The following is a 25183-nucleotide window of genomic DNA, read 5'->3' on the forward strand; positions in this document are numbered from 1 at the left end:
ATGCACAACCTCGCCCTCACCGGATAAACCGGCGGTCCGCACAACGGCCTCCCCCATACCCGAGGCGACCCGAAGATCATTTGCGGGACAACCCTTAGGGTGCTGAAAATGTTCCCCACCGCCCCGACCCCCACCCGTGCAGTGAGGTCATGGCGCGTCTCCCCCGAACTCGGGCAGGGCGCCTGGTGACGAACTCGCTGCGTCCGCACGGCCACCACAGTCAGCCGCTGCCCCCTGTCCAGGAACCGGCGGACGGCATGACGGCTCCACGGCCCTCCCCCACGTCACAGGAGCGGCCCCCCGGTCCTGAGAGACCCCCCGCCGCAGCCGCGAAACCCGCCAAGTCGCGGGACCCCTTCTTCGACAACGCCAAGTACCTCGCGATCGTGCTGGTCGCGATGGGCCACGCCTGGCAGCCGCTGACCAGCGACAGCCGGGCCGCCGAAGCCCTGTACATGGTGGTCTACGCCTTCCACATGCCGGCGTTCATCGTGATCTCCGGCTACTTCTCGCGCAGTTTCGACATGCGCAAGGACCGGCTCCAGCGGCTCGTCACGGGCGTCGCCGTCCCGTACATCCTGTTCGAGACCGCGTACAGCCTCTTCAAGCGCTGGGCCGACGACGATCCGACCCATCCGATCAGCCTGCTCGATCCCTGGTACCTCACCTGGTTCCTGATCGCGCTCTTCATCTGGCGGCTCACGACGCCGCTGTGGAAGATCGTCCGCTGGCCCGTGCCGCTGGCGCTGGCGCTCGCGCTGCTCGCCTCGGTCTCCCCCGACATCGGCGACGACCTGGACCTCCAGCGGGTCCTGCAGTTCCTGCCGTTCTTCGTGGTCGGCCTGGTCCTCAAGCCGGAGCACTTCCAGATGGTGCGCCGCCGCGAGGTCCGGCTGCTGGCGCTGCCGGTCTTCGCCGCCGCGCTGCTGGTCGGCTACTGGGCCGCGCCGCGGATGTCGTCGGCGTGGTTCTACCACCGCGACAGCGCCCAGGAGATGGGCTTCGCCTGGTGGGTGGGGGTCATCATGACCCTGGCCCTCTTCGGCTGCTCCATGGTCCTGACCGCCTGCTTCTTCGCCTGGGTGCCGCGCCGCCACATGTGGTTCACCGCACTCGGCGCCGGCACGCTCTACGGCTACCTGCTGCACGGCTTCCTCGCCAAGGGGTCGCGCTTCTGGGGCTGGTACGAGACGTACGACTGGGTGCGGACGCCGCTCGGCATGATCGGCGTGACGCTGATCGCCGGCGCGATCGTCACCGTCCTCTGCACACCGCCGGTGCAGCGCCTCTTCCGCTTCGCGATGGAGCCGAAGATGAACTGGGCCTTCAAGCGGGACGCGACCGAGCTGGCGCGCGAGCGCGCCAAGTCGGGAGCGGCCATCCGCTGACCCGCCCGCGCGGCACGCCCGAGGGCGGGCCGCCGGGGCCGGTGACGGAACGTCCGGGAGCCCGGCCGGGGAGTTCTCCACTCCCCCGGCCGGGCTCCCGCCTTTGCGGGTACGGGCCGCACGCGAACGGAACGGCGCAACCGCCGCCCCAGCCCCGCTCGACTCCCCCAACTTCCCATTGGTGACAGCGAGTTGACGACCTGTGTCGCGCTGCTCACAGTCGCACCCGAGCAGAGGTAATGCTTTGGTAAGCTAAGTATTGACGATTCCTTGACGCCCCCTTGACTCAAGAAGGAGGACGGGCTCATCGGACACGCAGAAACGCTGATAGCCATGGGCGGTGCTTTTGTCGCCGCGGCTGTGCTGGCACGCCTCGGCGGCCGTATCGGGTTGCCGACCATTCCGCTGTTCATCCTGGCCGGCATACTGCTCGGCCCCCACACCCCCGGAGTCGTGCTCGTCTCCGACCCGCACGACCTGGAGATGCTCTCGGCCCTCGGCCTGGTGCTGCTCCTCTTCTACCTCGGTCTTGAGTTCCACATCGACGACCTCAAAGCCGGTGGGCGCAACATGGCACTCGCCGGCGGGATCTATCTGGCGCTGAACGTCGGCGCCGGCCTCGGCTTCGGCTTCGCCCTCGGATGGGGGGTCTCCGAAGCGCTGGTCCTCGCCGGAGTCCTCGGCTTCTCCTCCTCGGCGATCGTCACCAAGATCCTGGTCGACACCAGGCGCCTCGGTAATCCGGAGACCAAACCGATCCTCGGCATCATCGTCGTCGAGGACGTCTTCATCGCGCTCTACCTCGCCGCGCTCCAGCCCATCCTGTCCGGCGCGGACAGCCTGAGCACCGCCCTGGTCGACGGTGGCAAGGCGTTCGGCTTCCTGATCGCGCTGGCGCTCGTGGCCCGCTACGGCACACGCGTCGTCGGACGGCTCATCAACACACCGGACGACGAGATCCTGACCATCTCCTTCCTCGGTGCGGCGGTGCTGATGGCCGGCGTCTCCGAGTGGTTCGGCGTGGCCGACGCCATTGGTGCCTTCATGGTCGGTCTGATGCTCGGCTCCACCACATCGGGCAAGCGGATCCTCAAGCTGGTCCATCCCCTGCGGGACGCGTTCGGTGCCATCTTCTTCTTCGTCTTCGGACTCTCCATCAACCCGGGTGACCTGCCGGGCGTCGTGTGGCCCGTGCTGATCGCCGTGGCCCTCACGCTCTCCATGAACGTCATCTCGGGTATCACCGCGGCACGGATCTACCGGTTCGGTGCGCAGCCCGCCGCCAACATCGCCACCACCCTGCTGGCGCGCGGTGAGTTCGCGCTCATCCTCGCCACGATGGCCGCTGCCGCGGGGCTCGACGCGAGGCTGTCGCCGTTCATCGCCGGGTATGTGCTGCTGCTGGCGATCATGGCGCCGCTGGCGGCCAAGCAGAGTAATTGGCTGGCGCGGATTCTGCCCGGGGGGACGTCGGGCGGGGACGGGGGCGACGCGGGGGCGTCGGGAGCCTCGGTGCCCGAGCGGGTGTCCGTCTGACGTTTCCGATTGCCCGTCCTTCGCAGGCCCGTTCCCTTCGGGGGGCGGGCCTGCGGCGTTTGCCTGCGGCGCTGCTGGGGGGCCTTCGGTGCGGGCCGGGGGCCGCGCCCTGGGGTGGGGGGCCGCAAGCGCCGGCCGGGCTGTTGTCCGGGGGTGAGGCCGCTTGTCCGTGCCGGTCACAGATGGCCTCGGAGGCCGGCCGGGCTTGAAGGGAATGGGCCGGTCCGGACCGGGTCAGGTGGTCGGCTTGCGGCTGAGGAGTAGGAGGGCTCGGTCGTCGTTGACGTCCTTGGCCACGGCTTCTATGAGGTGCCAGGCGGCGCCTTCGAAGCCGCCGGGGACGTAGCGGTCGGCCTCGCCGGTGAGGCGGTCGATGCCCTCGGAGAGGTCGCGGCCGGCCGCCTCGACGAGGCCGTCGGTGTAGAGCATGAGGACGTCGCCGGGGGCGAGGGAGCCCTTGACCGGGTCGAACTGGCAGCCGTCGTAGACGCCGAGGAGGGGGCCTTCGGCGGCCTTCTCCTCCCACTGGCCGGTGCCGGAGTGGAGCTGGACGGCGGGGAGGTGGCCGGCGGAGAAGAGTTCGTAGTCGCCGGAGTCCAGGTCCAGGACGAGGTGGATCGAGGTGGCGAAGCCCTCGTCCCAGTCCTGGCGGAGGAGGTAGCCGTTGGCGGCGGGGAGGAAGGCGTGCGGGGGCAGGGAGCCGAGGAGGCCGCCGAAGGCGCCGGAGAGGAGCAGGGCGCGCGAACCGGCGTCCATGCCCTTGCCGGAGACGTCGGTGAGGACCACTTCGAGGGTGCGGCCGCCGTGGGTGCGGGCGGCGACGACGAAGTCCCCGGAGAAGGACTGGCCGCCGGCCGGGCGCAGCGCCATCTCGTGGTGCCAGCCGGAGGGCAGGTGCGGCAGGCGGCTCTGGACGCGGATGCGTTCGCGCAGGTCGAAGAGCATGGTGCCGCCGCGCCGCCAGGGCACCCCGACCCGGCTGCGGAACTGGGCGATGACCAGGCCGAAGAGGCCGGCGGCGGCGACCGTCAGCACCGTGCCCGGGGTGACGCCGACGGGCACCTGGCTGGTGGGGCCGCTGCCGAGGACCAGCGACTCCACGACGAGGGCCGCGGTGGCCGAGGCGTAGAGGAGCAGGAGGGTGGCGGGGCGCAGGACGAGGCCGCCGGCGATGACCGGGAGGACCAGGGCGGCGGGGTCGCACCATTCGGGACCGACGATGGTGCCGACGGCGATCGCGGGGACCGTGAGGAAGAGGCCGGCGAAGGCGACCCAGTCGGAGCCGTCCCCGCGGAAGTAGTCGACGGCGGACTTGCGCAGCCCGGTGCGGGCCCGGTGCCAGCGCTTGCGCATCCGGGCCCGGGTCGTCTCTGCTGCCGCCCTTGCTTGTGCCATTGTTCGGGACCTTACCGAGCCGGGCCGTCACTTCGCACGGGAGGTCCCTCTTGTCCCCTGCTCCGGGCGGAGCAAAAACGCCTCGCCGCGTCCCGTCTTCGCTGGTAGGGATGGCGTATGACATCTGGTGCAGAGGTATTGCGGGCCGAGGACTGGGATCAGTGGTACAGCACGCTGGAGCTGGCTTTCGGCGGTGTGCCGGAGGCTCCCGAGGAGCGGGAGTTGTACCAGCGGCTGACCGAGCCGGAGCGCTCACTCGTGGTGTGGGACGGGTCGGAGGTCGTGGGGACGGCGGGGGCCTTCACCTTCCGGGTCACGGTGCCCGGCGGGCGGCCGGTGGCGGCGGCCGGGGTGACGATGGTCGGGGTGGCGCCCACGCACCGGCGCCGGGGGATCCTCACCGCGATGATGCGCCGCCAGCTCGACGACGTACGGGCGCGCGGGGAGGCGCTCGCGATGCTGACCGCCTCCGAGCCGGGGATCTACGGGCGGTTCGGGTACGGGATCGCCACGATGAGGCTGAGCGCCGAGATCGACACCGCGCAGGTGCGGCTCACCGTTCCGGAGGGGACGGACGAGGTGGTGCTGCGGCGGGCCGACCCGCGCGAGGCGCTGAAGGTCTGCGAGGAGGTGTACGCGCGGCAGGTGGCCGGGCGGCCGGGGATGCTCGTCCGGGCGCCGGGGTGGGAGGAGCAGGGGCTGCTCGACCCGCCGGGGAACCGCGCCGGGGGCTCGCCGCTCCAGTGCGTACTGGCCGAGCGGGACGGTGAGGTGGTGGGGTACACGCGCTACCGCACCCATCCCTCCTGGGGGTTGGGCGGGCCCGACGGGGCGGTGACGGTCCAGGACCTGGAGGCGTCCGGCCCGGCCGCCCACGCGGCGCTGCTCCGCTACCTGTGCGGGATCGACCTGATGCGGACGGTGAAGCTGCCGAGCCGGCCGGTGGACGACGCCTGGCAGTACCTGGTGAGCGACGCGCGGCGGTGTGTGCCGCGGCTGGGGGACGTGCTCCAGGTGCGGCTGGTCGAGGTGGGGGCCGCGCTCCAGCAGCGCTCCTACCAGGCTCCGCTGGACGTGGTGCTGGAGGTGACCGACGCGTTCTGCCCCTGGAACGAGGGGCGTTGGCGGCTGAGCGCCGACGCCGAGGGCGCCGCCTGCGAACGGACCGAGGCCGAGCCCGATCTGGCGCTGTCGGTACGGGAGCTGGGGGCGGCCTACCTCGGCGGGGTGCCGTTGAGCGGGCTGGCCGCCGCCGGGCGGGTGCGCGAACTGCGGCCCGGGGCGCTGGCCCGGACCTCGACGGCGTTCGGCTCCGACGTGGCGCCCTGGCTGCCGCACGGCTTCTGAGGCTCCTCGGCGGTGGTGCCCGTCTGGCAGCGCGGGCACCAGAAGAGGTTGCGGGCGGCGAGGGAGGCGGTACGGATCTGCTCGCCGCAGACGAGGCAGGGGCGGCCGTCGCGGCGGTAGACGTAGACCTCGCCGCCGTGGTCGTCGACGCGGGGCGGGCGGCCCATCGCCTCGGGGGTGTGCTCGGGGCGGACCGTGTCGATCCGGTCGTGGCGCACGCCTTCGCGCATCAGCGCGGCGAGGTCGTACCAGAGGGTGTCCCAGGTGGCGCGCGTGAGGCGGTTGCCGGGGGTGTACGGGTCGATGCCGTGCCGGAAGAGGACCTCGGCCCGGTAGACGTTGCCGACGCCCGCGACCACCTTCTGGTCCATGAGCAGGGCGGCCACGGTGGTGCGCGAGCGGGATATGCGGCGCCAGGCGGCGTCGGGGGTGTCGTCGGCGCGCAGCGGGTCGGGGCCGAGGCGGTCGTGGACGGCCTGCTTGCCCTCGTCGGTCAGGAGGGTGCAGGCGGTGGGGCCGCGCAGGTCCGACCAGGCGTCCTCGGCGGTGATCCGGAGCCGGATGGTGTCCGTGGGAGGCGGCGGGGCGCCGGTGCCGCGGGCGACCTTGCCGAAGAGGCCGAGGTGGATGTGGACCCAGCCGTGGCCGCCGAAGTCCAGGAAGAGGTGTTTGCCGTGCGCCTCGGCCCCGGCGAACTCGGCGCCGTCGAGCAGGGCGGCGGAGGCGGCGAAGCGGCCCTGGGGGCTGGAGACGCGCACCGGCCGGCCGCCGAACCACTCCTGGTGGTCGGCGGCCAGCCGGTGGAGGGTGTGCCCTTCGGGCATCAGGCGTCGTGCTGGGGGTGGTGGGCCGGGATCGGGGGCAGCTCGCCGGTGGTCTCGTAGGCCGAGAGCATGTCGATCCGGCGGGTGTGGCGCGCCTCGTCGGAGTACGGGGTGGCCAGGAAGGTGGCGACGAAGTCGGTCGCCTCCTCCTCGGTGTGCATGCGGGCGCCGACGGAGACGACGTTGGCGTTGTTGTGCTCGCGGCCGAGGGCGGCGGTCTCCTTGCTCCAGGCGAGGGCGCAGCGGACGCCCTTGACCTTGTTGGCGGCGATCTGCTCGCCGTTGCCGGAGCCGCCGATGACGATGCCGAGCGAGTCGGGGTCGGCGGCGGTCCGCTCGGCCGCCCGCAGGCAGAACGGCGGGTAGTCGTCGGCGGCGTCGTAGAGGTGGGGGCCGCAGTCCACCGGGTCGTGGCCGTTGGCCTTCAGCCAGTCGACGAGGTGGTTCTTGAGTTCGTAGCCGGCATGGTCGGAGCCGAGGTACACGCGCATGAAGGGGAGTGTGGCATGCCCGGGGCGGGGTAGCTGATTCCGGGTCCGCGGGCGGGCGGGTGGCGCCTGGGGCGCCGGAGGCCCGCCTGCGGGAGTTCCACCGTCGCCACCTGGGTGTCCGGGCGGTTCCGGATGCGCTCACAGGGGACGTCCGAGGGCCGTGATTCGTTCCACAGCGGCGCCCGGTGTGATCTGTTCCACACACCGTCCGGCCGGTACCGGCAGCCCCTGGGGGAACTGGGATTGCGGCCCCTGATCCCGGCCCGGGACGACGCCGAGCGACAGGACAAAACGGAATCGGGGGTTCCGAACCGTGGGTTCTTGTGGATTCATTGGCTCAGCTCGGAACCCGAGAGCAAAGGAATAAGGCGCATGACCTCGCAGCCCCCACTTGCGAAGGTGGAACAAGCCCCCGACGGACCCGCCGGCCCCACTCCGGCCGAGGGACAGGGGAGCGACGGCCTCCAGGCCGGACTCAAGAACCGCCATCTGTCGATGATCGCCATCGGCGGTGTGATCGGCGCCGGCCTCTTCGTCGGCTCCAGCGCGGGCATCGCCGCCGCCGGACCGGCCATCCTCGTCTCGTACGCCATCGTCGGCCTCATGGTCGTCCTGGTGATGCGGATGCTCGGGGAGATGGCCGCCGCCCGGCCCTCCTCGGGCTCCTTCTCCGCCTACGCCGACATGGCGCTCGGCCGCTGGGCCGGGTTCTCCATCGGCTGGCTCTACTGGTTCTTCTGGGTCGTGGTGCTCGCCGTGGAGGCGACCGCCGGGGCCGTGATCCTCAACGGGTGGATCCCGGCCGTGCCCCAGTGGGGGTGGGCGCTGATCGTGATGGTGGTCCTCACCGGGACCAACCTCGCCTCGGTCGCCTCCTACGGGGAGTTCGAGTTCTGGTTCGCCGGGATCAAGGTGGTGGCCATCGCGGCCTTCGTCCTCATCGGCGTGCTGGCCGTCTTCGGCGTGCTGCCGGGCTCGGACAACCCGGGCGCCGGGTTCGCCAACCTCACGGCGCACGGCGGGTTCCTGCCCAACGGGGCGGGGTCGATCCTCACCGGTGTGCTGATGGTCGTCTTCTCCTTCATGGGAAGCGAGATCGTCACCCTGGCCGCCGGTGAGTCGGCCAACCCGCAGCGGGCGGTGCGCAAGGCGACCAACAGCGTGATCTGGCGGATCGCCGTCTTCTACCTCGGGTCGATCTTCGTCGTCGTGGCGCTGCTGCCCTGGGACTCCAAGTCGATCGTCGAGGACGGGTCGTACGTGGCCGCGCTCAACTCGATCGGGATTCCGCATGCCGGGCAGATCATGAACGTCATCGTGCTCACCGCGGTGCTGTCCTGTCTCAACTCCGGGCTCTACACGGCCTCCCGGATGGCCTTCTCGCTCGGGAAGCGCGGGGACGCGCCCGCGGCCTTCGCCCGGGTCAACGCACGCGGGGTGCCGCAGGCGGCGATTCTCGGGTCGGTCGTCTTCGGCTTCGCCGCGGTGTGGTTCAACTATCAGTGGCCGGAGACGGTCTTCCAGTTCCTGCTCAACTCCTCCGGAGCGGTGGCGTTGTTCGTGTGGCTCGTCATCTGCTTCTCGCAGCTGCGGCTACGGGGCGTCATCGCCCGGGAGACGCCCGAGAAGCTGGTGGTGCGGATGTGGCTGTTCCCGTACCTCACCTGGGTGACCATCGCCGGGATCGTCTTCGTCATCGGGTACATGCTCTTCGACGAGGCGGGCCGGACGCAGATGGCGCTGTCTCTGCTCGTGGCCGTGCTGGTGGTGGCCGTCTCCCTCGTGAAGCACCGGGGGGCGCGGGTCTAGCCCGCCTTCCCCTCTCTCGCCCCGGGTCCCTTTGTGGGCCCGGGGCGCCCTTTTTAGCCGTGGGGCTTGTGCCCGCGCTGTGGGGTGGGGAGGCCTCAAACGCCGGCCGGGCTGGTGGTAGCCGGGCTCCGTTTCAACCGTGCCGGTCAAAGACTGGCCTCAAACGCCGGCCGGGCTATAGGGGTTCGCGGTTTCTCCGGTGCGTGGGTGGGGCGGGGCCGCGCCGGGGTACCTCCTCACAAACTGCATGGTGCGGGGTCAGTCGCTTCAAGGCGGCCGTGTGTGCAGTTTGCTGCGGGGGCACCCCGACACGACCCCACCTCGCCACAAAGACCAATGGGCGACGGCCTGTCTTTTCCCCACCCACCGGCGGGACGACGCCGACGAAACGGAAGGGCGGGGTCGTGCCGGGGTGCCCCCGCAGCAAACTGCCGTGCTCGGCCGCCTTGAAGCGGCTGACCCCGCACCTGGCAGTTTGTGAGGAGGTACCCCGGTGCGGCCCCGCCCGACCCAACCGGCGAACGCACCGCGAACCCCCATAGCCCGGCCGGCGATTGAGGCCATCGGTGACCCGCAGGGTCACGGACGGGCACGCAGGGGCGGAGCCCAGCCACACCGCATCCCAGCCCCCCAGTCGCGGCGCGGCCAACCCCCGGCCGGAGGGCAAGCCGCGTGGCAGGTGGGGCTAGTCGCGGGTGAGGCGCCAGGCGAGGGGGAGGGTGCCCATGGCGAGGGCGGCCTTGAGGGCGTCGCCGATGAGGAAGGGGACGAGGCCGGCGGCGACGGCGGAGGTGAGGCTCATGCCGGTGGAGAGGGCGAGGTAGGGGACCCCGACGGCGTAGATGAGGGCGGAGCCCAGCACCATGAGGCCGGCCGTGCGCAGCACCGAGCGGTCGGCCCCGCGCCGGGCGAGGGCGCCGACGACGGTGGCGGCGAGGAGCATCCCGAGGACGTAGCCGAAGGACGGCATCGAGGCCCCGGAGGTCCCCTCGGCGAACCACGGCACCCCGGCCATGCCCACGAGGGCGTACAGGGCGAGCGAGGCGAAGCCGCGCCCGGCGCCGAGCGCGGTGCCCACGAGGAGGGCGGCGAAGGTCTGGCCGGTGACGGGGACGGGCGAGCCGGGGACGGGCAGGACGATCTGCGCCGCCAGCCCTGTGAGAGCGGCACCGCCGGTGACGAGGGCGGCGTCGCGCAGCCGCGCCCTCGGAACGGTGGAGGCGGGCAGCAGGTCGGCGAGGACCTGTCCCGGGCGGGTGGAGGCGGCGGCAGTGCTCATCGGGGCTCCCCGAGGGTGAAGGGTGGGACAGCTCATGGGACAGCTGAGGACAGGCCGACGCTATCCCAGCGCGTCCACGCGATCACCAGCAGCCGCCGACAAAGCGGCGGTTGGGCCCTTGGTGGACTCCGCACAAAGGTCCGCTTGTACACCCGCGAGGGCGTGATGCTGCTCACTCGCCCCCGTGCGGCGGCTTTACCGCGTTGCTCCCGGGGCCGTGAGATGGGGAGACTGTAGGGTCCCGCCAATTCGCGGAACACCCCCCACACCCCCGCACCCGGGCGCGGCCCGGCCCCGCGGGGACCGACGAAGCAGCGAGCACCGCCATGCACGACGCCCCCGCGGGCCCCGGCGATCCCGGGGCCACCAGCGCCACCACGGCCCGGGACCCCTTCGACTCCGCCGAGCCGCTCGGCCACGGACTGAAACAGCGTCATCTGACGATGCTGGGGCTCGGCGGGGTGATCGGCGCGGGCCTCTTCGTGGGCTCGGGCGCGGGCATCGCGGTGGCGGGACCGGGGATCGTGGTCTCGTACCTGATCGCGGGGACGCTGGCGATGCTGGTGATGCGGATGCTCGGGGAGATGTCGGCGGCGATGCCGTCCTCGGGCTCGTTCTCGGTGCACGCGGAGCGGGCGCTCGGGCGGTGGGCCGGGTTCAGTGTGGGGTGGCTGTACTGGTTCCTGCTGGTGGTGGTGCTGGCGGTGGAGGCGACCGGGGCCGCGCAGATCGCCAACGGATGGGTGCCCTCCGTACCGCAGTGGGCGTGGGTGCTCGTCTTCATGCTGGTCTTCACGGGGGCCAATCTGGCGGCGGTGAAGCACTTCGGTGAGTTCGAGTTCTGGTTCGCGGCGCTGAAGGTGGGCGCGATCGTCCTCTTCCTGGTGCTCGGCGTGCTGGCGATCCTGGGCCTGCTGCCGGAGACGGAGCCGGTGGGGCTGGCCCATCTCTCGGGCGACGGCGGCTTCCTGCCGAACGGCTGGTCGGGGGTGATCTCCGGCGTCCTGGCCGTGGTCTTCGCCTTCGGCGGCCTGGAGGTCGTGACGATCGCGGCGGCCGAGTCGGACGACCCGGCCCGCTCGGTGGCGCGCGCCGTGCGCAGCGCGGTCTACCGGATTCTCTTCTTCTACGTCGGCTCGATGCTGGTGATCGTGACGCTGCTGCCGTGGACGGCGATGCGGCCGGGGCTGAGCCCGTACGTCGCGGTGCTGGACGGGATCGGCATCCCCTCGGCCGGGCAGATCATGAACATCGTGGTCTTCGTGGCGCTGCTGTCGGCCCTCAACGCCAACCTGTACGGCTCCTCGCGGATGGTCTTCTCGCTGGCGGAGCGCGGGGAGGCGCCGCGTGCGCTGCTGAAGGTGGCACGGGGCGGGGTGCCGCGGCGGGCGGTGCTGGCCTCGGTGGCGTTCGGCTTCGTCTCGGTGCTGCTCAATCTGAAGTGGCCCGACTCGGTCTTCCTCTACATGCTCAACGCGGTGGGCGCGGTACTGATCTTCGTCTGGGCGTTGATCGCCGTCTCGCAGTTGCGGCTGCGGCGGCTGATCGAGCGGGAGGCGCCGGAGCGGCTCGTCCTGCGGATGTGGGGGTACCCGTGGCTGACCTGGGCCGCGCTGGTGGCGATGGCGGCGGTCTTCACGCTGATGCTCTTCGACTCCACCGCCCGGCCGCAGTTGCTCTGGTCCTCGGGTGCGGCGGCGCTGGTGCTGCTGGTCGCCGGGGTGCGGGAGTGGCGGCTGCGGCGCGGTACGGGTGCGGCCGCCGCCGGGTGAGCGCAGGGACGGGCAGGGGCCGTACGGAGGGGGCGGCGGTGTGGACGGGATGCGGCGCCGCTGTGCGCGGGTGTTCACGCCAGGTGAGGGAAGTGTCCGGATAACGGGCGGACTCTTCGCCTGAGCGGACGCTGCGAGCAGACTGAGGGACTCCCCCGTCGTCTCACGTACTGGACCGATACGACCATGACTCGGACAACCCTCACTCCTGGGGACACGCCGGGCGCCGACCAGCGTCCCGGCGGCGACCAGGCGTCCGACACCGGTTCCGCCCTGTCGAACGGGCTGAAGCAGCGCCACCTGTCGATGATCGCCCTCGGCGGCGTCATCGGCGCCGGCCTCTTCGTCGGCTCGGGCGCGGGCATCGCCGCCGCGGGCCCCTCGATCGTCTTCGCCTACGCCGCCTCCGGCCTGCTGGTGATGCTGGTCATGCGGATGCTGGGCGAGATGTCGGCGGCCAACCCCGCCTCCGGCTCGTTCTCCGTCCACGCCGAGCGGGCGATCGGCCCGTGGGCCGGCTTCACCTCGGGCTGGGCGTTCTGGTTCCTGCTCTGCGTGGCGGTGGGCCTGGAGGGTATCGGCGCGGCCGAGATCATGTCGGGCTGGCTGCCGGGCACCCCGGAGTGGGCCTGGGTGGCCCTCTTCATGGTGATCTTCTGCGGCACCAACCTGGCCGCCGTGAAGAACTTCGGCGAGTTCGAGTTCTGGTTCGCCACGCTGAAGGTGGTGGCCATCGTCGTCTTCCTGGCCATCGGCGTGCTGGCCATCCTCGGCGTGCTGCCGGGCAGCGAGGCCCCGGGCACCTCGAACCTCACCGGCGAGGGCGGCTTCCTGCCGAACGGCTCCGAGGGGTTCATCATCGGCCTGCTCGCCTCGGTCTTCGCGTACGGCGGACTGGAGACGGTGACCATCGCGGCCGCCGAGTCGGAGCGGCCGGCCGAGGGCGTCGCCAAGGCCGTGCGCACCGCGATGTGGCGGATCGGCGTCTTCTACGTCGGCTCGATGGCGGTCATCGTCACGCTGGTGCCGTGGGACGACCCGGCGGTGGCCGAGAAGGGCCCGTACGTGGCGACCCTGGACCACCTGGGCATCCCCGGTTCCGGCCAGATCATGAACGTGGTCGTGCTGATCGCGCTGCTCTCCGCGATGAACGCCAACGTCTACGGCGCCTCCCGCATGGCCTGCTCGCTGGTGGCCCGCGGCCAGGGCCCGAGGAAGCTCGGCCGGGTCTTCGACGGGGTGCCGCGCATCGCCGTGCTGGCCTCCTCCTTCTTCGGCTTCGTCTGCGTGCTGCTCAGCTACTGGCGGCCCGACGACGTCTTCGCCTGGCTGCTGAACATGATCGGCGCGGTCATCCTGGTCGTCTGGTTCTTCACCGCCGCCTCGCAGCTGCTGCTGCGCCGCCGCACCGAGCGGGAGGCGCCGGAGCGGCTGGTGGTGCGGATGTGGCTGTTCCCCGGGCTGACCTGGGTGGCGCTCGCCGCGATGGCCGGCGTCTTCGTCCTGATGGCGAAGGAGCCCGACACCCGCGTCCAGCTCCTGTCGACCGGCTCCCTGACGGTGGCGTTGGCGCTGGCCGGGTACCTCCTCCAGCGCAAGCGCGCCGCAGCGCCCGCCGGGGTCGGCAAGGGTTGACCCCCGCCGCCTCTCCAGCAGGTCAGGACCCCCGCCCCGGGACCCAGGGGCGGGGGTCCTTTCGTCGTAGGCACGCGGTCCGGACGCGCGGCCCTGACCTGTTGTTGATAGCGTGCTCTTGCAAGTCGTTCGCAATTGCAGTCCGGAGGGAATACGCCTTGTCCGTCTACACGCTTCCTGAACTCCCTTACGACTACGCGGCGCTCGAGCCCGTCATCAATCCCGCGATCATCGAGCTGCACCACGACAAGCACCACGCGGCCTACGTCAAGGGCGCCAACGACACGCTGGAGCAGCTCGCGGAGGCCAGGGACAAGGACCAGTGGGGGGCGGTGACGGGGCTGGAGAAGAGCCTCGCCTTCAACCTCTCCGGCCACATCCTGCACTCGATCTACTGGCACAACATGACGGGCGACGGCGGCGGGGAGCCCCTCGCCGAGGACGGGGTCGGCGAGCTGGCCGACGCCATCCGCGAGTCCTTCGGCTCCTTCGCCGGGTTCAAGGCGCAGCTGACCAAGGCCGCCGCCACCACCCAGGGCTCCGGCTGGGGCGTCCTCGCCTACGAGCCGCTCTCCGGCCGGCTGATCGTCGAGCAGATCTACGACCACCAGGGGAACGTGGGGCAGGGCTCCACGCCGATCCTGGTCTTCGACGCCTGGGAGCACGCCTTCTACCTCCAGTACAAGAACCAGAAGGTGGACTTCATCGAGGCGATGTGGCGGGTCGTCAACTGGCAGGATGTCGCTCGGCGCTATGCCTCGGCCAAGGCTCGGGAGAACGTTCTGCTCGCTCCCTGAGCCCTCTTGTGCGTCCCGCCTCGTGATCGTCTTCTCAACCTTCGCTCGGCGGGCGGATGAAGGGGAGGCCCCCGTGAGGACGTGACTCACGGGGGCCTTTCTGTGCCCGTACACGATCGGCCTCAAGCGCCGGCCGGGCTGACTTTCGCCCGCCCGGCGTCAGATCTGGAACAGCGACCCGATGTACTCCGTCAGAAGGCGTTCCTTGAGGCGGGTGGGGAGGGCGGCCAGGAGGGCGAGGACCGGGGCCATGCGGTCGGGGGTGCCGGTGTCGGGGCCGAGGCCCGCGTAGGTGAGGACGGCGGCGGCTTCCTCGTCGGTGAGGGTGTCGGGGTCCAGGGTGGCGGCGAGGGCGGCCAGGTCCGGGGCGGGGGTGGCCGGGGGGAGGGTGCGGGCGGTCGCCAGGGCCGTGGTGAGGTCGGCGAGGAGGGCGTCGACGCGGTCGGCGGTGGCGGGGGTCAGGGTGAGGTGGAGGTTGGGCGGGAGGGCGCCGTGGGCCAGTTGGGGCTGGAGGTACCAGCCACGGGCGCGCATCTCGTCGGCCAGGTGGAGGACGGTGGAGAGGTCGGGGGTGCCGTCCGGGCCGGTGGCGGTGACCGCGACGAGTCCGGCGGCGGGGGTGCCGAGGACGCGCAGGCCGTCGAGGGCGGCGAGGCCGGTGAGCAGGCGGGTCTCGGCGTCGGCGACGCGGGCGGCCAGCGCGGTGTACTCCTCGTCGGTGAGGTACCGCAGGACCGCCCACGCCTGGGCGAGCAGGCCGGCCGACTTGGTGCCCTGGACGGTGGGGTTGACGACGGGGTAGCCGGGCCAGTCGGCGTGGGCGAAGTACTGATGGCGGCGGAGGGCGGCGTCCCGGTACAGCACGACGGAGGCGCCCTTGTCGGCGTACCCGTACTTGTGCAGGTCGACGGAGAGGGAGGTGACGCCGGGGACGGTCAGGCCGAAGTCGGGGACCTCGCGGCCGGCCCGGCGCAGGAAGGGCAGGAGCCAGCCGCCGACGCAGGCGTCGACGTGGCAGAGGACGCCCGCCTCGGCGGCGAGGGCGGCGATCTCGGCGACCGGGTCGAGGACGCCGTGGGCGTAGCTGGGGGCGGAGGCGACGACCAGGACGGTGTCGGGGGTGAGGGCGCGGGCGGTGGCGGCCGGGTCGGCGCGGTAGGTCTCCGGGTCGACGGGGACGGTGACCGGGGTGAGGCCGAGGTAGTGGGCGGCCTTGTGGAAGGCGGCGTGGGCGGTGGCGGGGAGGACCAGTTCGCCGGCGCGGACGCCGCGGGTGGCGCGGGCGTGGTCGCGGGCGGTCTTCACGGCGAGCAGGATCGACTCGGTGCCGCCGCTGGTGAAGGTCCCCTGGCAGCCGGGGGCGCCGAGGTGCGCGGCGACCCGGGCGACGAGGTCGTTCTCCAGGCGGGCCACGCTCGGGAAGACCGTCATGTCGAGGGCGTTGACGTCCGCGAAGGCCCGGTAGGCGTCGGCGGCCAGCGCGTCGAGCCCCTCGACGGCCGGGTCGTAGACGTAGGCGAAGGTGCGGCCGCCCCGGGTGGGGGCGTCGGCCTCGCGCAGGGCGGCGAGTTCCTTCAGCACGTCGGGGCGCGCGGGCGGTTCGGGCGTCGGCATGCGCGCCATCCTGCCGCCGCCCCTGGTGCGGGGCAATGCCCGTGCGGGGCCCTGCCGGTGGTGCGGCGGGGCCCCTCACGAGAAGGTCAGTCGAAGCTGGGCTCGGCGGTGCGGGTGCGCTTCAGCTCGTAGAAGCCGGGGACCGAGGCGACCAGCAGGGTGCCGTCCCAGAGGGCGGCGGCCTGGTCGCCCTTGGGGGCGGGGGTGACGACGGGGCCGAAGAAGGCGACCTCCTCGCCGTCGGCGCCGGGGACGGCGATGACGGGGGTGCCGACGTCCTGGCCGACCTTGGTGATGCCGGCGGCGTGCGAGGCGCGCAGCTCGGCGTCGTAGGTGTCCTTGTCGGCGTAGTCGGCGAGGTCGGCGGGGAGGCCCACCTCTTCGAGGGCGGCGACCAGGGTGGCGCGGTCCTTGGGCTGCTGCTGGTTGTGGTAGCGGGTGCCCAGCGCGGTGTAGAGGGGGCCCGCGACCTCGGCGCCGTGCAGCTGCTGGGCGGCGATGACGACGCGTACCGGGCCCCAGGCCTGGGTCAGCAGCTCGCGGTAGCCCTCGGGGAGTTCGTCGAGCCGGTCCTCGTTGAGGACGGCGAGGCTCATGACGTTCCAGCGGACGCGGACGGGGCGGACCTTCTCGACCTCCAGCATCCAGCGGGAGGTCATCCAGGCCCAGGGGCACAGCGGGTCGAACCAGAAATCGGCGGTGACCTCGGTGTTCTGCTGCGGGTCGGTCATGTCTCTCCCTCGGTGGTCGGGCTCGGTGGTCGGCGGGCCGGCTGCGGCCGTACGCGAGCGGCAACCGCGCGGGGACCGGGCGCATTCCCGGGCGTCACGGGAAGTACCGGGAAGCGCCCATGACAGGATCGGACGGTCGGAAATGCGCCACGAAGGAGTACGCAGTGCCCGGAGAGAACCTGACCCGAGACGAGGCCCGTGAGCGGGCCGCCCTGGTCGCCGTCGAGTCCTACGACGTCGCACTCGACCTGCGCTCGGCGCTCGGGGAGGTGACCGGGGACGGGCCGCGCACCTTCCGGTCGGTGACCACCATCCGGTTCGCCGGGCTGCGGCCCGGCGCCGCCACCTTCGTGGACCTGATCGCGCCCTCGGTCAGCGCGGTGACCCTCAACGGCCGCGCCCTCGACGTGGCCGAGGTCTTCGACGGCACCCGGATCGCCCTGGAGGGGCTGGAGGCCGAGAACACCCTGGTGGTCGACGCCCAGTGCGCGTACAGCCGCACCGGCGAGGGGATGCACCGCTTCGTCGACCCGCAGGACGGCGAGGTCTACCTCTACACCCAGTACGAGCCGGCCGACTCCCGCCGGGTCTACGCCAACTTCGAGCAGCCCGACCTGAAGGGCCGCTACCGCTTCTCGGTGACCGCCCCCGAGGGCTGGGGCGTCTGGTCCAACGGCGCGGGCGAGCGGGACGCCGACGGGGTGTGGCGGTTCGCCGAGACCGAGCCCATCTCCACGTACATCACCTGCGTGGTCGCCGGGCCGTACCACTACGTGACCGACGACTACCGGCGGACCCTGCCCGACGGCTCCGAGCTGCGGATCCCGCTCGGCGCGATGTGCCGCAAGGGGCTGGCGCCGCACTTCGACGCGGACGACATCTTCCTCGTCACCAAGCAGGGCCTGGACTTCTTCCACGACCACTTCGGCTACCCGTACCCGTTCGGCAAGTACGACCAGGCGTTCGTGCCGGAGTACAACCTCGGGGCGATGGAGAACCCGGGGATGGTGACCTTCCGCGAGGAGTACATCTACCGGGGCAAGGTCACCGCCGCCTCCTACGAGCGGCGCGCCACCACGATCCTGCACGAGATGGCGCACATGTGGTTCGGCGACCTGGTCACCATGAAGTGGTGGGACGACCTGTGGCTGAAGGAGTCCTTCGCCGACTTCATGGGCAGCTTCGCGCTGGTCGAGGCGACCCGGTTCACCAACGGCTGGACCACCTTCGCCAACAACCGCAAGGCGTGGGCCTACCGCGCCGACCAGCTCCCCTCGACCCACCCGATCACCGCCGACATCCGCGACCTCCAGGACGCCAAGCTCAACTTCGACGGCATCACCTACGCCAAGGGTGCCTCCGTCCTCAAGCAGCTCGTCGCCTACGTCGGCCGGGACGCCTTCCTGGAGGGCGCCCGCCGCTACTTCCAGCGCCACGCCTTCGGCAACACCACCCTCGCCGACCTGCTGGCCGTGCTGGAGGAGACCTCCGGGCGCGACCTCGCCGGCTGGTCGAAGGCATGGCTCCAGACGGCGGGCGTCAACGCGCTCACCCCCGAACTCACCCTGGACGCCGAGAACCGGATCACCGAACTGGCCGTCGCCCAGGAGGCCGCCGCCTCCCACCCGGAGCTGCGCCCGCACCGGGTCGCCGTCGGCCTCTACCGGCTGGACGGCGTCGAGGGCGCGCTGGTGCGGTACGCCCGCGCCGAGCTGGACGTGACCGGGCCGCGCACCGTCGTCACCGAGCTGGTCGGCGCCGAGGCGCCCGACCTGGTCCTCGTCAACGACGACGACCTCACGTACTGCAAGGTGCGGTTCGACGAGAACTCGCTGGCCACGCTCAGGTCCCGGCTCGGCGACATCGCCGACCCGCTGGCCCGCGCGCTCTGCTGGTCGGCGCTGTGGAACATGACCCGCGACGGGCTGATGCCCGCCCGGAACTTCCTCTCCCTGGTGCTGGAGCACGCGGGCCGCGAGTCCGACATCGGCGTCCTGCAGATGCTGCACGCCTGGGCGCGCACCGCGCTGGTGCACTACGTCGTCCCGGCCCGCCGGGACGAGGCCGGGCGGGCGCTGGCGCAGGGGGCGCTGGCCGAGCTGCGGGCGGCCGAGCCGGGCGGGCCCGCGCAGCTGACCTGGGCGCGGTTCTTCGCCTCGGTCGCCTCCGACGAGGCGGACCTCCAGCTGCTGGGGGCGCTGCTCGACGGGCCGGCCCGGATCGACGGCCTCGACATGGACCAGGAGCTGCGCTGGACCTTCCTGGAGCCGCTGGCCACCTACGGCGTCGTCGACGAGGAGCGGATCGCGGCCGAACTGGCCCGGGACGACACCGCCTCGGGCAAGCGGCACCAGGTCCGGTGCCTGGCGGCCCGGCCCTCCGAGGCGGTCAAGGCGCAGGCGTGGGCGCAGGTGGTCGAGTCCGACGCCCTGTCGAACGCGCTGGTGGAGGCGACGATCGCCGGGTTCGCGCAGCCCTCGCAGCGCGAGCTGACCGCGCCGTACGCGGCGAAGTACTTCGAGGCGATCGGGCGGGTCTGGGAGGAGCGGTCCATCCAGATCGGCGTGCTCGTCGTGCGGGGCCTGTTCCCCTCGCTCCAGGACGGGCCCGAGCCGCTGGCGGCGGCCGACGCCTGGCTGGGCGAGCACACGGACGCGCCGCCGGCCCTGCGCCGCCTGGTCCTGGAGTCCCGCGACGACCTGGCGCGAGCCCACCGGGCACAGGTGACGGACGCCGGTACGGGGGCCTGAGCCGGTCCCCGCTCCGGCCGGCGGGCCCGCCGCCCCTCCCCCGCTCGGGGTGGGGCGGCGGGCCCGTCGGCGTGCCGGGGCAGGGTCACTTGCGGCCGAAGCCGCGCAGGGCGTCCCAGGTGCGGGGGCCGACGATGCCGTCGACGGCGGAGGCACCGATGTACTTCTGCTGGAACCAGCGGACCGCCGACCGGGTGCCCGCGCCGTAGATCCCGTCCACGGCGAGCGCCTTGCCGTGCGTGCCGTAGTACGTGGTGGTGCCGTTGATCAGGGCCTGGATCTCCTTGACGTGGGCGCCGGTGGAGCCGTACTCGGCCCACTTCGCGCCGTAGTGGTGGTGGCAGGTGAGGCCGATCGTCGACTGGGTGTAGCACTTCTTCGGGGCGGCGGCGGCCGTGGGAGCGGCGGTGGCGGCCGGGGCGGCGGTCACGGCGCCGGCGAGGAGCGCGGCGGAGGCGGTCAGCAGGGCGAAGGCGCGGCGGCGGTGTGTCACGGGGTCCCCCATCGTTCGGTACGGCGTGCGGTCTCTGCCCCCTCAGGCTGCGGGAGGCGGGCCGGCGGTGGCCACAGTTCCGGGCCGGGACGGGAGATCGTGGACCGTCCCAGCCTCCGGCCTGCGGGGACGTGGGGGGACGGGAGCGTTCCGGGGGTCAGCCCTCGCGGCAGAACTCCGCCTCGGTCAGGGCGACGGCGTCGGCGGGGTCGGACGGGGACCATTCGCCGTTGAGGTTGGCCTGATAGCTGTGGCGGGTGTCGCGGGTGGTGAAGGCGAGGGTGGCGGAGCCGTGGATGCCGCCGTCGTGGCCCCAGATCCGGATGCCGCAGGAGAGGGTCTGGCGCATGAGGCCCAGGCCGTACCGGACGTGGGGTGCGGAGGGGTGGACCTCGACGGTGGTGGTCATCTGGCGGAGCTGGGCGGGCGGCAGGAGCCTGCCGCCGAGCAGGGCGCGCTGGAAGCGGTCGAGGTCGGCGGTGGTGGAGATCATCGCTCCGGCGGCCCCGGCCTGGCTGGGGTTCAGCTCGGTGACGTCGTAGGGGTGTTCGCGGTCCGGGTCGCCGAGGAAGGAGTAGGCGCGGCCGGCCGGGCGGGGCAGGTGCGGATCGGTGCGGGGGGCGCTGGTGGCGCGCAGGCCGAGGGGGCGCAGGATGCGGCGCTCGACCTCCTTCTCCCAGCCGTGGCCGGTCACCTTCTCGATGACCATCCCGGCGAGGATGTAGTTGGTGTTGGAGTAGTTCCAGGAGGTGCCGGGGGCGAAGTCCGGGGCGTGGCGCATGGCGACGGCGACGAGCTGTCCGGGCTTCCAGGTGTCGTAGCGGTGGTCGAGGAATTCCTCGCCGAAGGCCCTGCGCCGGAACTCGGGGTCGGCGGTGTAGTTGCTGATGCCGCTGGTGTGGTTGAGGAGCTGGCGCAGGGTGATCGCGGTGCCGTCGTGGCCGTGGCCGTCGACGAGGCCGGGGAGGTGCTGGTCGACGGTGTCGTCGAGGTCGATCCGCCGCTCGCCCTGGAGCTGGAGGAGGACGGTGGCGACGAAGGTCTTGGTGACGGAGCCGATACGGAAGCGGTCGTCGGCGCCGCGCGCCCGGCCGGTGTCGAGGTCGGCGGTGCCGGCCGTGCCGTTCCAGACCCCGTGACGGTCGCGGGCGCGGGCCAGGGCGCCGGGGACGCCGTCGGCGACGGCGGTGTCCAGGACCCGCTGGGTCCCCTCGTGGCCGCGGGTGGTGGAGGCGGCGGCCAGCGGGGCCGGGGTGAGGGTGGCGAGCGCGGTCGCGGTGGCGAGCGCGGCGGCGAGGCGGGCCGGGCGCCGGTGTCTGCGGGCGGGGCGCGGCGGTGTGGTGGGCGCGGCCATCGGTGGTCCCTTCCTCGGGTGGAGCAGCCCCGGTCCGGGGCGGTTCGTCCGGTGCGGGGAGGGACCGGCGCGGGGGGCGGGGAAGTTGCGAGGGCGCCGGGCGCAAGAGGCGGTTTTCGGCCTTGCCCGGCCGTATCCGCAGGGGGCATGACAGCACGGACGGGGCTGTGGGCCCAGCGATTTCCCGTGCCCCCTCCACTTCCCTCACGGAAGCGGCACATTCCGGGGGCCGGGACGGCCCGGGTGACCGGAAGAAGCCGCTCCGCCTGACGTGGACCTGTCCACCTATGGGCGCATACGGCGCCGTTGGCGTATGGCGGAATGCCGCCAGCTTCCCCGTCAGGCCCGGGCAACTCTCCCCAAACAACGGCCACTTACGCAAAGCTGACCGGTCATCCGGCACCGAAATCCGGACCCTTTCTTCCACATACAGGGATGCTGATGACCTCCGAATCCCCGCAGGCGCCCATATCGGGTGCCAGACGGGCCGCCCGCGTCGCGGTCGCGGCCGGCCTGGTGGCCGCCCTCTGCGCCGGCGCACCGCTGCCCATGGCCTTCGCGGCCGACGAGCCGGCCACCGCGCCGACCGTCAAGAGCGCCGCCGACAAGCTCGGCTCCGCCGACGCCGAACGCCTCGCCGAGGCCAAGGCCGACGGCGACAAGCACGTCACCATGATGATCGCCACCCAGCCGGGCAGGACCGCCGAGGTCGCCGGGAAGCTGAAGGCGGTCAAGGGCGGGTCGGTGGGCAAGACCCACGACAAGCTCGGGTACGTCCGGGCGACCGTCCCCACCGGCCAGGCCGACGCCGCCATCAAGGCCGCGGCCAAGCTCTCCGCCGTCCACGGGATCGACCTGAACCAGGAGATCCAGCTGGACGACCCGACGCCCTCGGGCGACCGGGCGAAGGGCGTCAAGAGCGCCACCACGGACAGCGACGACTTCTACGGGGCCCCGAACGCGAAGACCCCGGCGAAGAACCCGTTCAACCCGTCCTTCGAGACCGGCGCCGTCGAGTTCGTCGAGAAGAACCCGAAGGCGGACGGCCGGGGCATCACCATCGGCATCCTCGACTCGGGCATCGACCTGGGTCACCCGGCGCTGCAGAAGACCACCACGGGCGAGCGCAAGATCACCGACTGGGTGACCGCGACCGACCCGATCGTCGACGGCGACCAGACCTGGCGCCCGATGGTGGACGCGGTCTCCGGGCCGTCCTTCACCTACAAGGGTCGTACGTACAAGGCCCCGGCCGGTTCGTACCAGGTCAGCGTCTTCGCGGAGGCGGCCTCCAAGGGCGGCGACGCCGACGGCGACCTCAACCGCGACGGCGACACCACCGACACCTGGGGCGTGCTCTACGACGCCAAGAACGGCACGGTGCGGGTCGACCTGAACGACAACGGCGACTTCACCGACGACGAGGTGCTGCGGCCGTACAAGGACAAGTTCCAGGTCGGCTACTTCGGCAAGGACGACCCGAAGACCGACGTGGTCGAGCAGATCCCCTTCGTGGTGGAGCTGCGCAAGGGCGTCCCCATGGACCCGTACGGGGGCAGCTGGGTCGGCAAGAAGGCCGACTTCGTCAACATCGGCATCATCGAGGGCTCGCACGGCACCCACGTCGCGGGCATCACCGCCGCCAACTCGCTCTTCGGCGGCAAGATGAACGGCGCGGCGCCCGGCGCCAAGCTGGTCTCCTCGCGGGCCTGCACCTGGAGCGGCGGCTGCACCTCCGTCGCGCTGACCGAGGGCATGATCGACCTCGCCGCCAACCGCGGCGTGGACATCATCAACATGTCCATCGGCGGCCTGCCGGCGCTCAACGACGGCAACAACGCCCGCGCCGAGCTGTACACCCGCATCATCGACGCCTTCGGCGTCCAGCTCGTCATCTCGGCGGGCAACAGCGGCCCCGGCGCCAACACCATCGGCGACCCCAGCCTCGCCGACAAGGTCATCTCGGTCGGCGCGACCATCTCCAAGGAGACCTGGCTCGCCAACTACGGCTCCGAGGTCCGCAAGCCGTACGCGATGATGCCCTTCTCCTCGCGCGGCCCGCGTGAGGACGGCGGCTTCACGCCGACCCTCTCCGCGCCCGGCGCGGCCATCAACACCACGCAGACCTGGTTCCCGGGCGGCCCGACGCTGGAGGCCGGTTACGACCTGCCCGCCGGCTACTCGATGCTCCAGGGCACCTCGATGGCCTCCCCGCAGGCCGCCGGCGCCTCCGCGCTGCTGCTCTCCAAGGCGAAGCAGCAGGGTATCGACCTGACCCCGGCCAAGCTGCGCTCCGCGCTCACCTCGACCGCCACCCAGATCGACGGCGTCCAGGCGTACGAGCAGGGCGCCGGCCTGATCAACATCGTCGACGCCTGGAAGCAGATCAACAAGCAGGACGGCGACACGCACGAGTACACCGTGCGCGCCCCCGTCGACACGGCCATCGACGAGCTGCTGAAGGACCCGGGCCACGGCACCGGCGTCTACGACCGCGAGGGCGGCCTGAAGGTCGGCAAGAAGCGGCTGTACGACATCACGGTGACCCGCACCACCGGTCCCAAGAAGGCCGTCAGCCACAAGCTGGCCCTGGTCAACAACCACGACGAGACGTTCAAGCTGGTCGGCGGCAAGAAGGTCGACCTCAAGCTGAACAAGCCGGTCACCCTGACGGTCTCCGCCAAGGCGGCCACCAAGGGCCTGCACTCGGCGATCCTGACCGTGGACGACCCGTCCACGCAGGGCACCGACCAGCAGATCATGACGACCGTGGTCGCCGCGGACGAGCTGGCCAAGCCCTCCTTCACGGTGAAGAAGTCGGGCGAGGTCGACCGCAACGAGACCCGCTCCTACTTCGTGGAGGTGCCCGAGGGCGCCAAGTCGCTGGAGGTCTCCCTCGGCGGCCTCTTCGGCAAGAGCCAGGTCCGGTTCATCTCGATCCACCCGTACGGCGTCCCGGTCGACTCGACCTCGACCCCGAACTGCTACAACAACTACAACAACGGCAACGGCTGCCGCCCCGACCTGCGCTCCTACGCCGACCCGGCTCCGGGCGTCTGGGAGATCGAGGTCGAGGCGCGCCGCACCTCGCCGCTGCTGCGCAACCCGTACCAGCTGGAGGTGTCGCTGCTCGGCGTCGCCTTCGACCCGGCGGTCCAGACCGTCCCCGAGGCCAAGGTCGGCACCCCGGCCCCGGTCGAGTGGAAGATCACCAACGAGAACGCCGCGCTGGAGGGCAAGCTCAAGGGCGGCCCGCTCGGCTCCTCGCTGAGCAAGCGTCCCGAGATCAAGAACGGCGAGGCGCAGACCAGCGAGATCACCGTCGGTGAGGGCGTCGAGCGCCTCGACGTCGCCATCGGCAACGTCTCCGACGTCGCCGCCGACCTGGACCTGACCCTCTACGACGAGCAGGGCAACCAGGTCGCGCAGACCGCCGACGGCGACTCCGAGGAGGCCCTGTCGGTCGCCAAGCCGAAGCCGGGCACGTACACCGTCGAGGTCTACGCCTACTCGGTCCCCTCCGGGAGCACCGCGTACGACTACCGCGACGTGTACTTCTCCGCCGCCCTCGGCGAGGTGAAGGTCGACACGGCGAAGACCGTGAAGCTCGCCACCGGCGCCTCGGCGAAGATCGCCGCCGAGGTCCTGGTCGCCGCTCCGGCGCCCGAGGGCCGGAAGTTCTTCGGCCAGGTGCAGGTGCTGAACGCCAAGGGCACCGCCGCGGGCAGCGGCAGCGTCGAGATCGGCAAGGTCACCGAGTGACCCCCGGCCGTACGCGGTAGCCCCCACCCACCCGGGCCACCGCGTACGGCCACCGGGTTCGGGGCGGGTTCCTCCGGGGACCCGCCCCTTCCGCATGTCCGGGCCCGTACGGTGGGAGGTGCGTCACAGAAAATCGGGGCGAAAGCGGACACGACGGCGGATCGGCCCGGTCGTGCCGCTCACCAGGCGGACGATCACGTCCCACC

Annotated in this window: 16 protein-coding genes and 1 pseudogene; 9 read left to right on the plus strand and 8 right to left on the minus strand. The window is 71.9% G+C overall.

Translation table 11 applies throughout. The annotated features are described in order from the left end of the window. Nucleotides 1-185: 185 nt before the first annotated feature. Both IF45_RS0120695 and IF45_RS0120700 read left to right on the plus strand, forming a co-directional pair. Nucleotides 186-1388, plus strand: coding sequence for an acyltransferase family protein (locus IF45_RS0120695; RefSeq protein WP_008411881.1), 1203 nt, complete (start codon nucleotides 186-188; stop codon nucleotides 1386-1388). Between the two features lie 333 nt (nucleotides 1389-1721). After that, entirely contained in the window at nucleotides 1722-2924 is a 1203-nt protein-coding gene (locus tag IF45_RS0120700; RefSeq protein WP_003948052.1) for a cation:proton antiporter, read from the plus strand. A gap of 234 nt (nucleotides 2925-3158) precedes the next feature. Here the strand turns inward: IF45_RS0120700 and IF45_RS0120705 are convergent, their stop codons facing one another. After that, nucleotides 3159-4277 (minus strand): PP2C family protein-serine/threonine phosphatase, encoded by a 1119-nt coding sequence (locus IF45_RS0120705; RefSeq protein ID WP_015507892.1) that lies wholly within the window; start codon nucleotides 4275-4277, stop codon nucleotides 3159-3161. Nucleotides 4278-4436: 159 nt separating this feature from the next. On the opposite strand from IF45_RS0120705, the gene IF45_RS32480 reads away from it, so the two are divergent. Then, a complete protein-coding gene (locus IF45_RS32480) occupies nucleotides 4437-5666 on the plus strand; it encodes a GNAT family N-acetyltransferase (RefSeq protein ID WP_078503808.1) in 1230 nt (409 codons plus the stop codon). Between the two features lie 23 nt (nucleotides 5667-5689). Here IF45_RS32480 and IF45_RS0120720 read toward each other — a convergent pair. Together IF45_RS0120720 and IF45_RS0120725 are read right to left on the minus strand one after the other, a co-directional pair. Then, nucleotides 5690-6490, minus strand: a pseudogene (locus IF45_RS0120720) (Fpg/Nei family DNA glycosylase); the annotation flags it as partial. After that, complete coding sequence (locus IF45_RS0120725; protein ID WP_008411876.1) at nucleotides 6490-6981, minus strand: ribose-5-phosphate isomerase; 492 nt, start codon at nucleotides 6979-6981, stop codon at nucleotides 6490-6492. The pseudogene IF45_RS0120720 and the gene IF45_RS0120725, both read right to left, overlap by 1 nt. 372 nt (nucleotides 6982-7353) lie before the next feature. Here IF45_RS0120725 and IF45_RS0120730 point away from each other — a divergent pair, with 372 nt between their 5' ends. Beyond that, nucleotides 7354-8790 (plus strand): amino acid permease, encoded by a 1437-nt coding sequence (locus tag IF45_RS0120730; RefSeq protein WP_003948057.1) that lies wholly within the window; start codon nucleotides 7354-7356, stop codon nucleotides 8788-8790. Nucleotides 8791-9475: 685 nt separating this feature from the next. Here the strand turns inward: IF45_RS0120730 and IF45_RS0120735 are convergent. Then, nucleotides 9476-10069, minus strand: coding sequence for a biotin transporter BioY (locus IF45_RS0120735; protein ID WP_008411875.1), 594 nt, complete (start codon nucleotides 10067-10069; stop codon nucleotides 9476-9478). 326 nt (nucleotides 10070-10395) lie between these two features. Here IF45_RS0120735 and IF45_RS0120740 point away from each other — a divergent pair, with 326 nt between their 5' ends. The 3 genes from IF45_RS0120740 (at nucleotide 10396) to IF45_RS0120750 (ending at nucleotide 14273) form a co-directional block, all read left to right on the plus strand. After that, nucleotides 10396-11841, plus strand: a complete 1446-nt coding sequence (locus tag IF45_RS0120740) for an amino acid permease (RefSeq protein ID WP_018894909.1) — start codon at nucleotides 10396-10398, stop codon at nucleotides 11839-11841. Between the two features lie 186 nt (nucleotides 11842-12027). After that, the gene (locus IF45_RS0120745) at nucleotides 12028-13476 is read left to right on the plus strand and encodes an amino acid permease (protein ID WP_030308873.1); all 1449 of its coding nucleotides are present in this window, start codon (nucleotides 12028-12030) and stop codon (nucleotides 13474-13476) included. A 158-nt stretch (nucleotides 13477-13634) separates the two neighbouring features. Then, nucleotides 13635-14273: a superoxide dismutase gene (locus IF45_RS0120750; RefSeq protein ID WP_003948061.1), complete on the plus strand. Its 639-nt coding sequence runs from the start codon at nucleotides 13635-13637 to the stop codon at nucleotides 14271-14273. A 159-nt stretch (nucleotides 14274-14432) separates the two neighbouring features. Here IF45_RS0120750 and IF45_RS0120755 read toward each other — a convergent pair whose 3' ends face one another. Continuing rightward, complete coding sequence (locus tag IF45_RS0120755; protein ID WP_030308877.1) at nucleotides 14433-15887, minus strand: pyridoxal phosphate-dependent decarboxylase family protein; 1455 nt, start codon at nucleotides 15885-15887, stop codon at nucleotides 14433-14435. A gap of 86 nt (nucleotides 15888-15973) precedes the next feature. Then, nucleotides 15974-16618, minus strand: a complete 645-nt coding sequence (locus IF45_RS0120760; RefSeq protein ID WP_003948063.1) for a mycothiol-dependent nitroreductase Rv2466c family protein — start codon at nucleotides 16616-16618, stop codon at nucleotides 15974-15976. Nucleotides 16619-16782: 164 nt separating this feature from the next. Between IF45_RS0120760 and pepN the strand changes: the two genes are divergently transcribed. Beyond that, on the plus strand, nucleotides 16783-19368 hold the full coding sequence (gene pepN, locus IF45_RS0120765) for an aminopeptidase N (protein WP_030308878.1): 2586 nt from the start codon (nucleotides 16783-16785) through the stop codon (nucleotides 19366-19368). Nucleotides 19369-19453: 85 nt separating this feature from the next. Here the strand turns inward: pepN and IF45_RS0120770 are convergent, their stop codons facing one another. After that, nucleotides 19454-19873, minus strand: a complete 420-nt coding sequence (locus tag IF45_RS0120770; protein WP_018468133.1) for a peptidoglycan-binding domain-containing protein — start codon at nucleotides 19871-19873, stop codon at nucleotides 19454-19456. Between the two features lie 145 nt (nucleotides 19874-20018). Then, on the minus strand, nucleotides 20019-21215 hold the full coding sequence (locus IF45_RS0120775) for a serine hydrolase domain-containing protein (RefSeq protein WP_003948066.1): 1197 nt from the start codon (nucleotides 21213-21215) through the stop codon (nucleotides 20019-20021). A 441-nt stretch (nucleotides 21216-21656) separates the two neighbouring features. Between IF45_RS0120775 and IF45_RS0120780 the strand changes: the two genes are divergently transcribed. Then, nucleotides 21657-24977, plus strand: coding sequence for a S8 family serine peptidase (locus IF45_RS0120780; RefSeq protein WP_030308880.1), 3321 nt, complete (start codon nucleotides 21657-21659; stop codon nucleotides 24975-24977). The last annotated feature ends 206 nt before the right edge of the window (nucleotides 24978-25183 follow it).

This window comes from Streptomyces albidoflavus, assembly GCF_000719955.1.
GTDB classification, from domain to species: domain Bacteria; phylum Actinomycetota; class Actinomycetes; order Streptomycetales; family Streptomycetaceae; genus Streptomyces; species Streptomyces albidoflavus.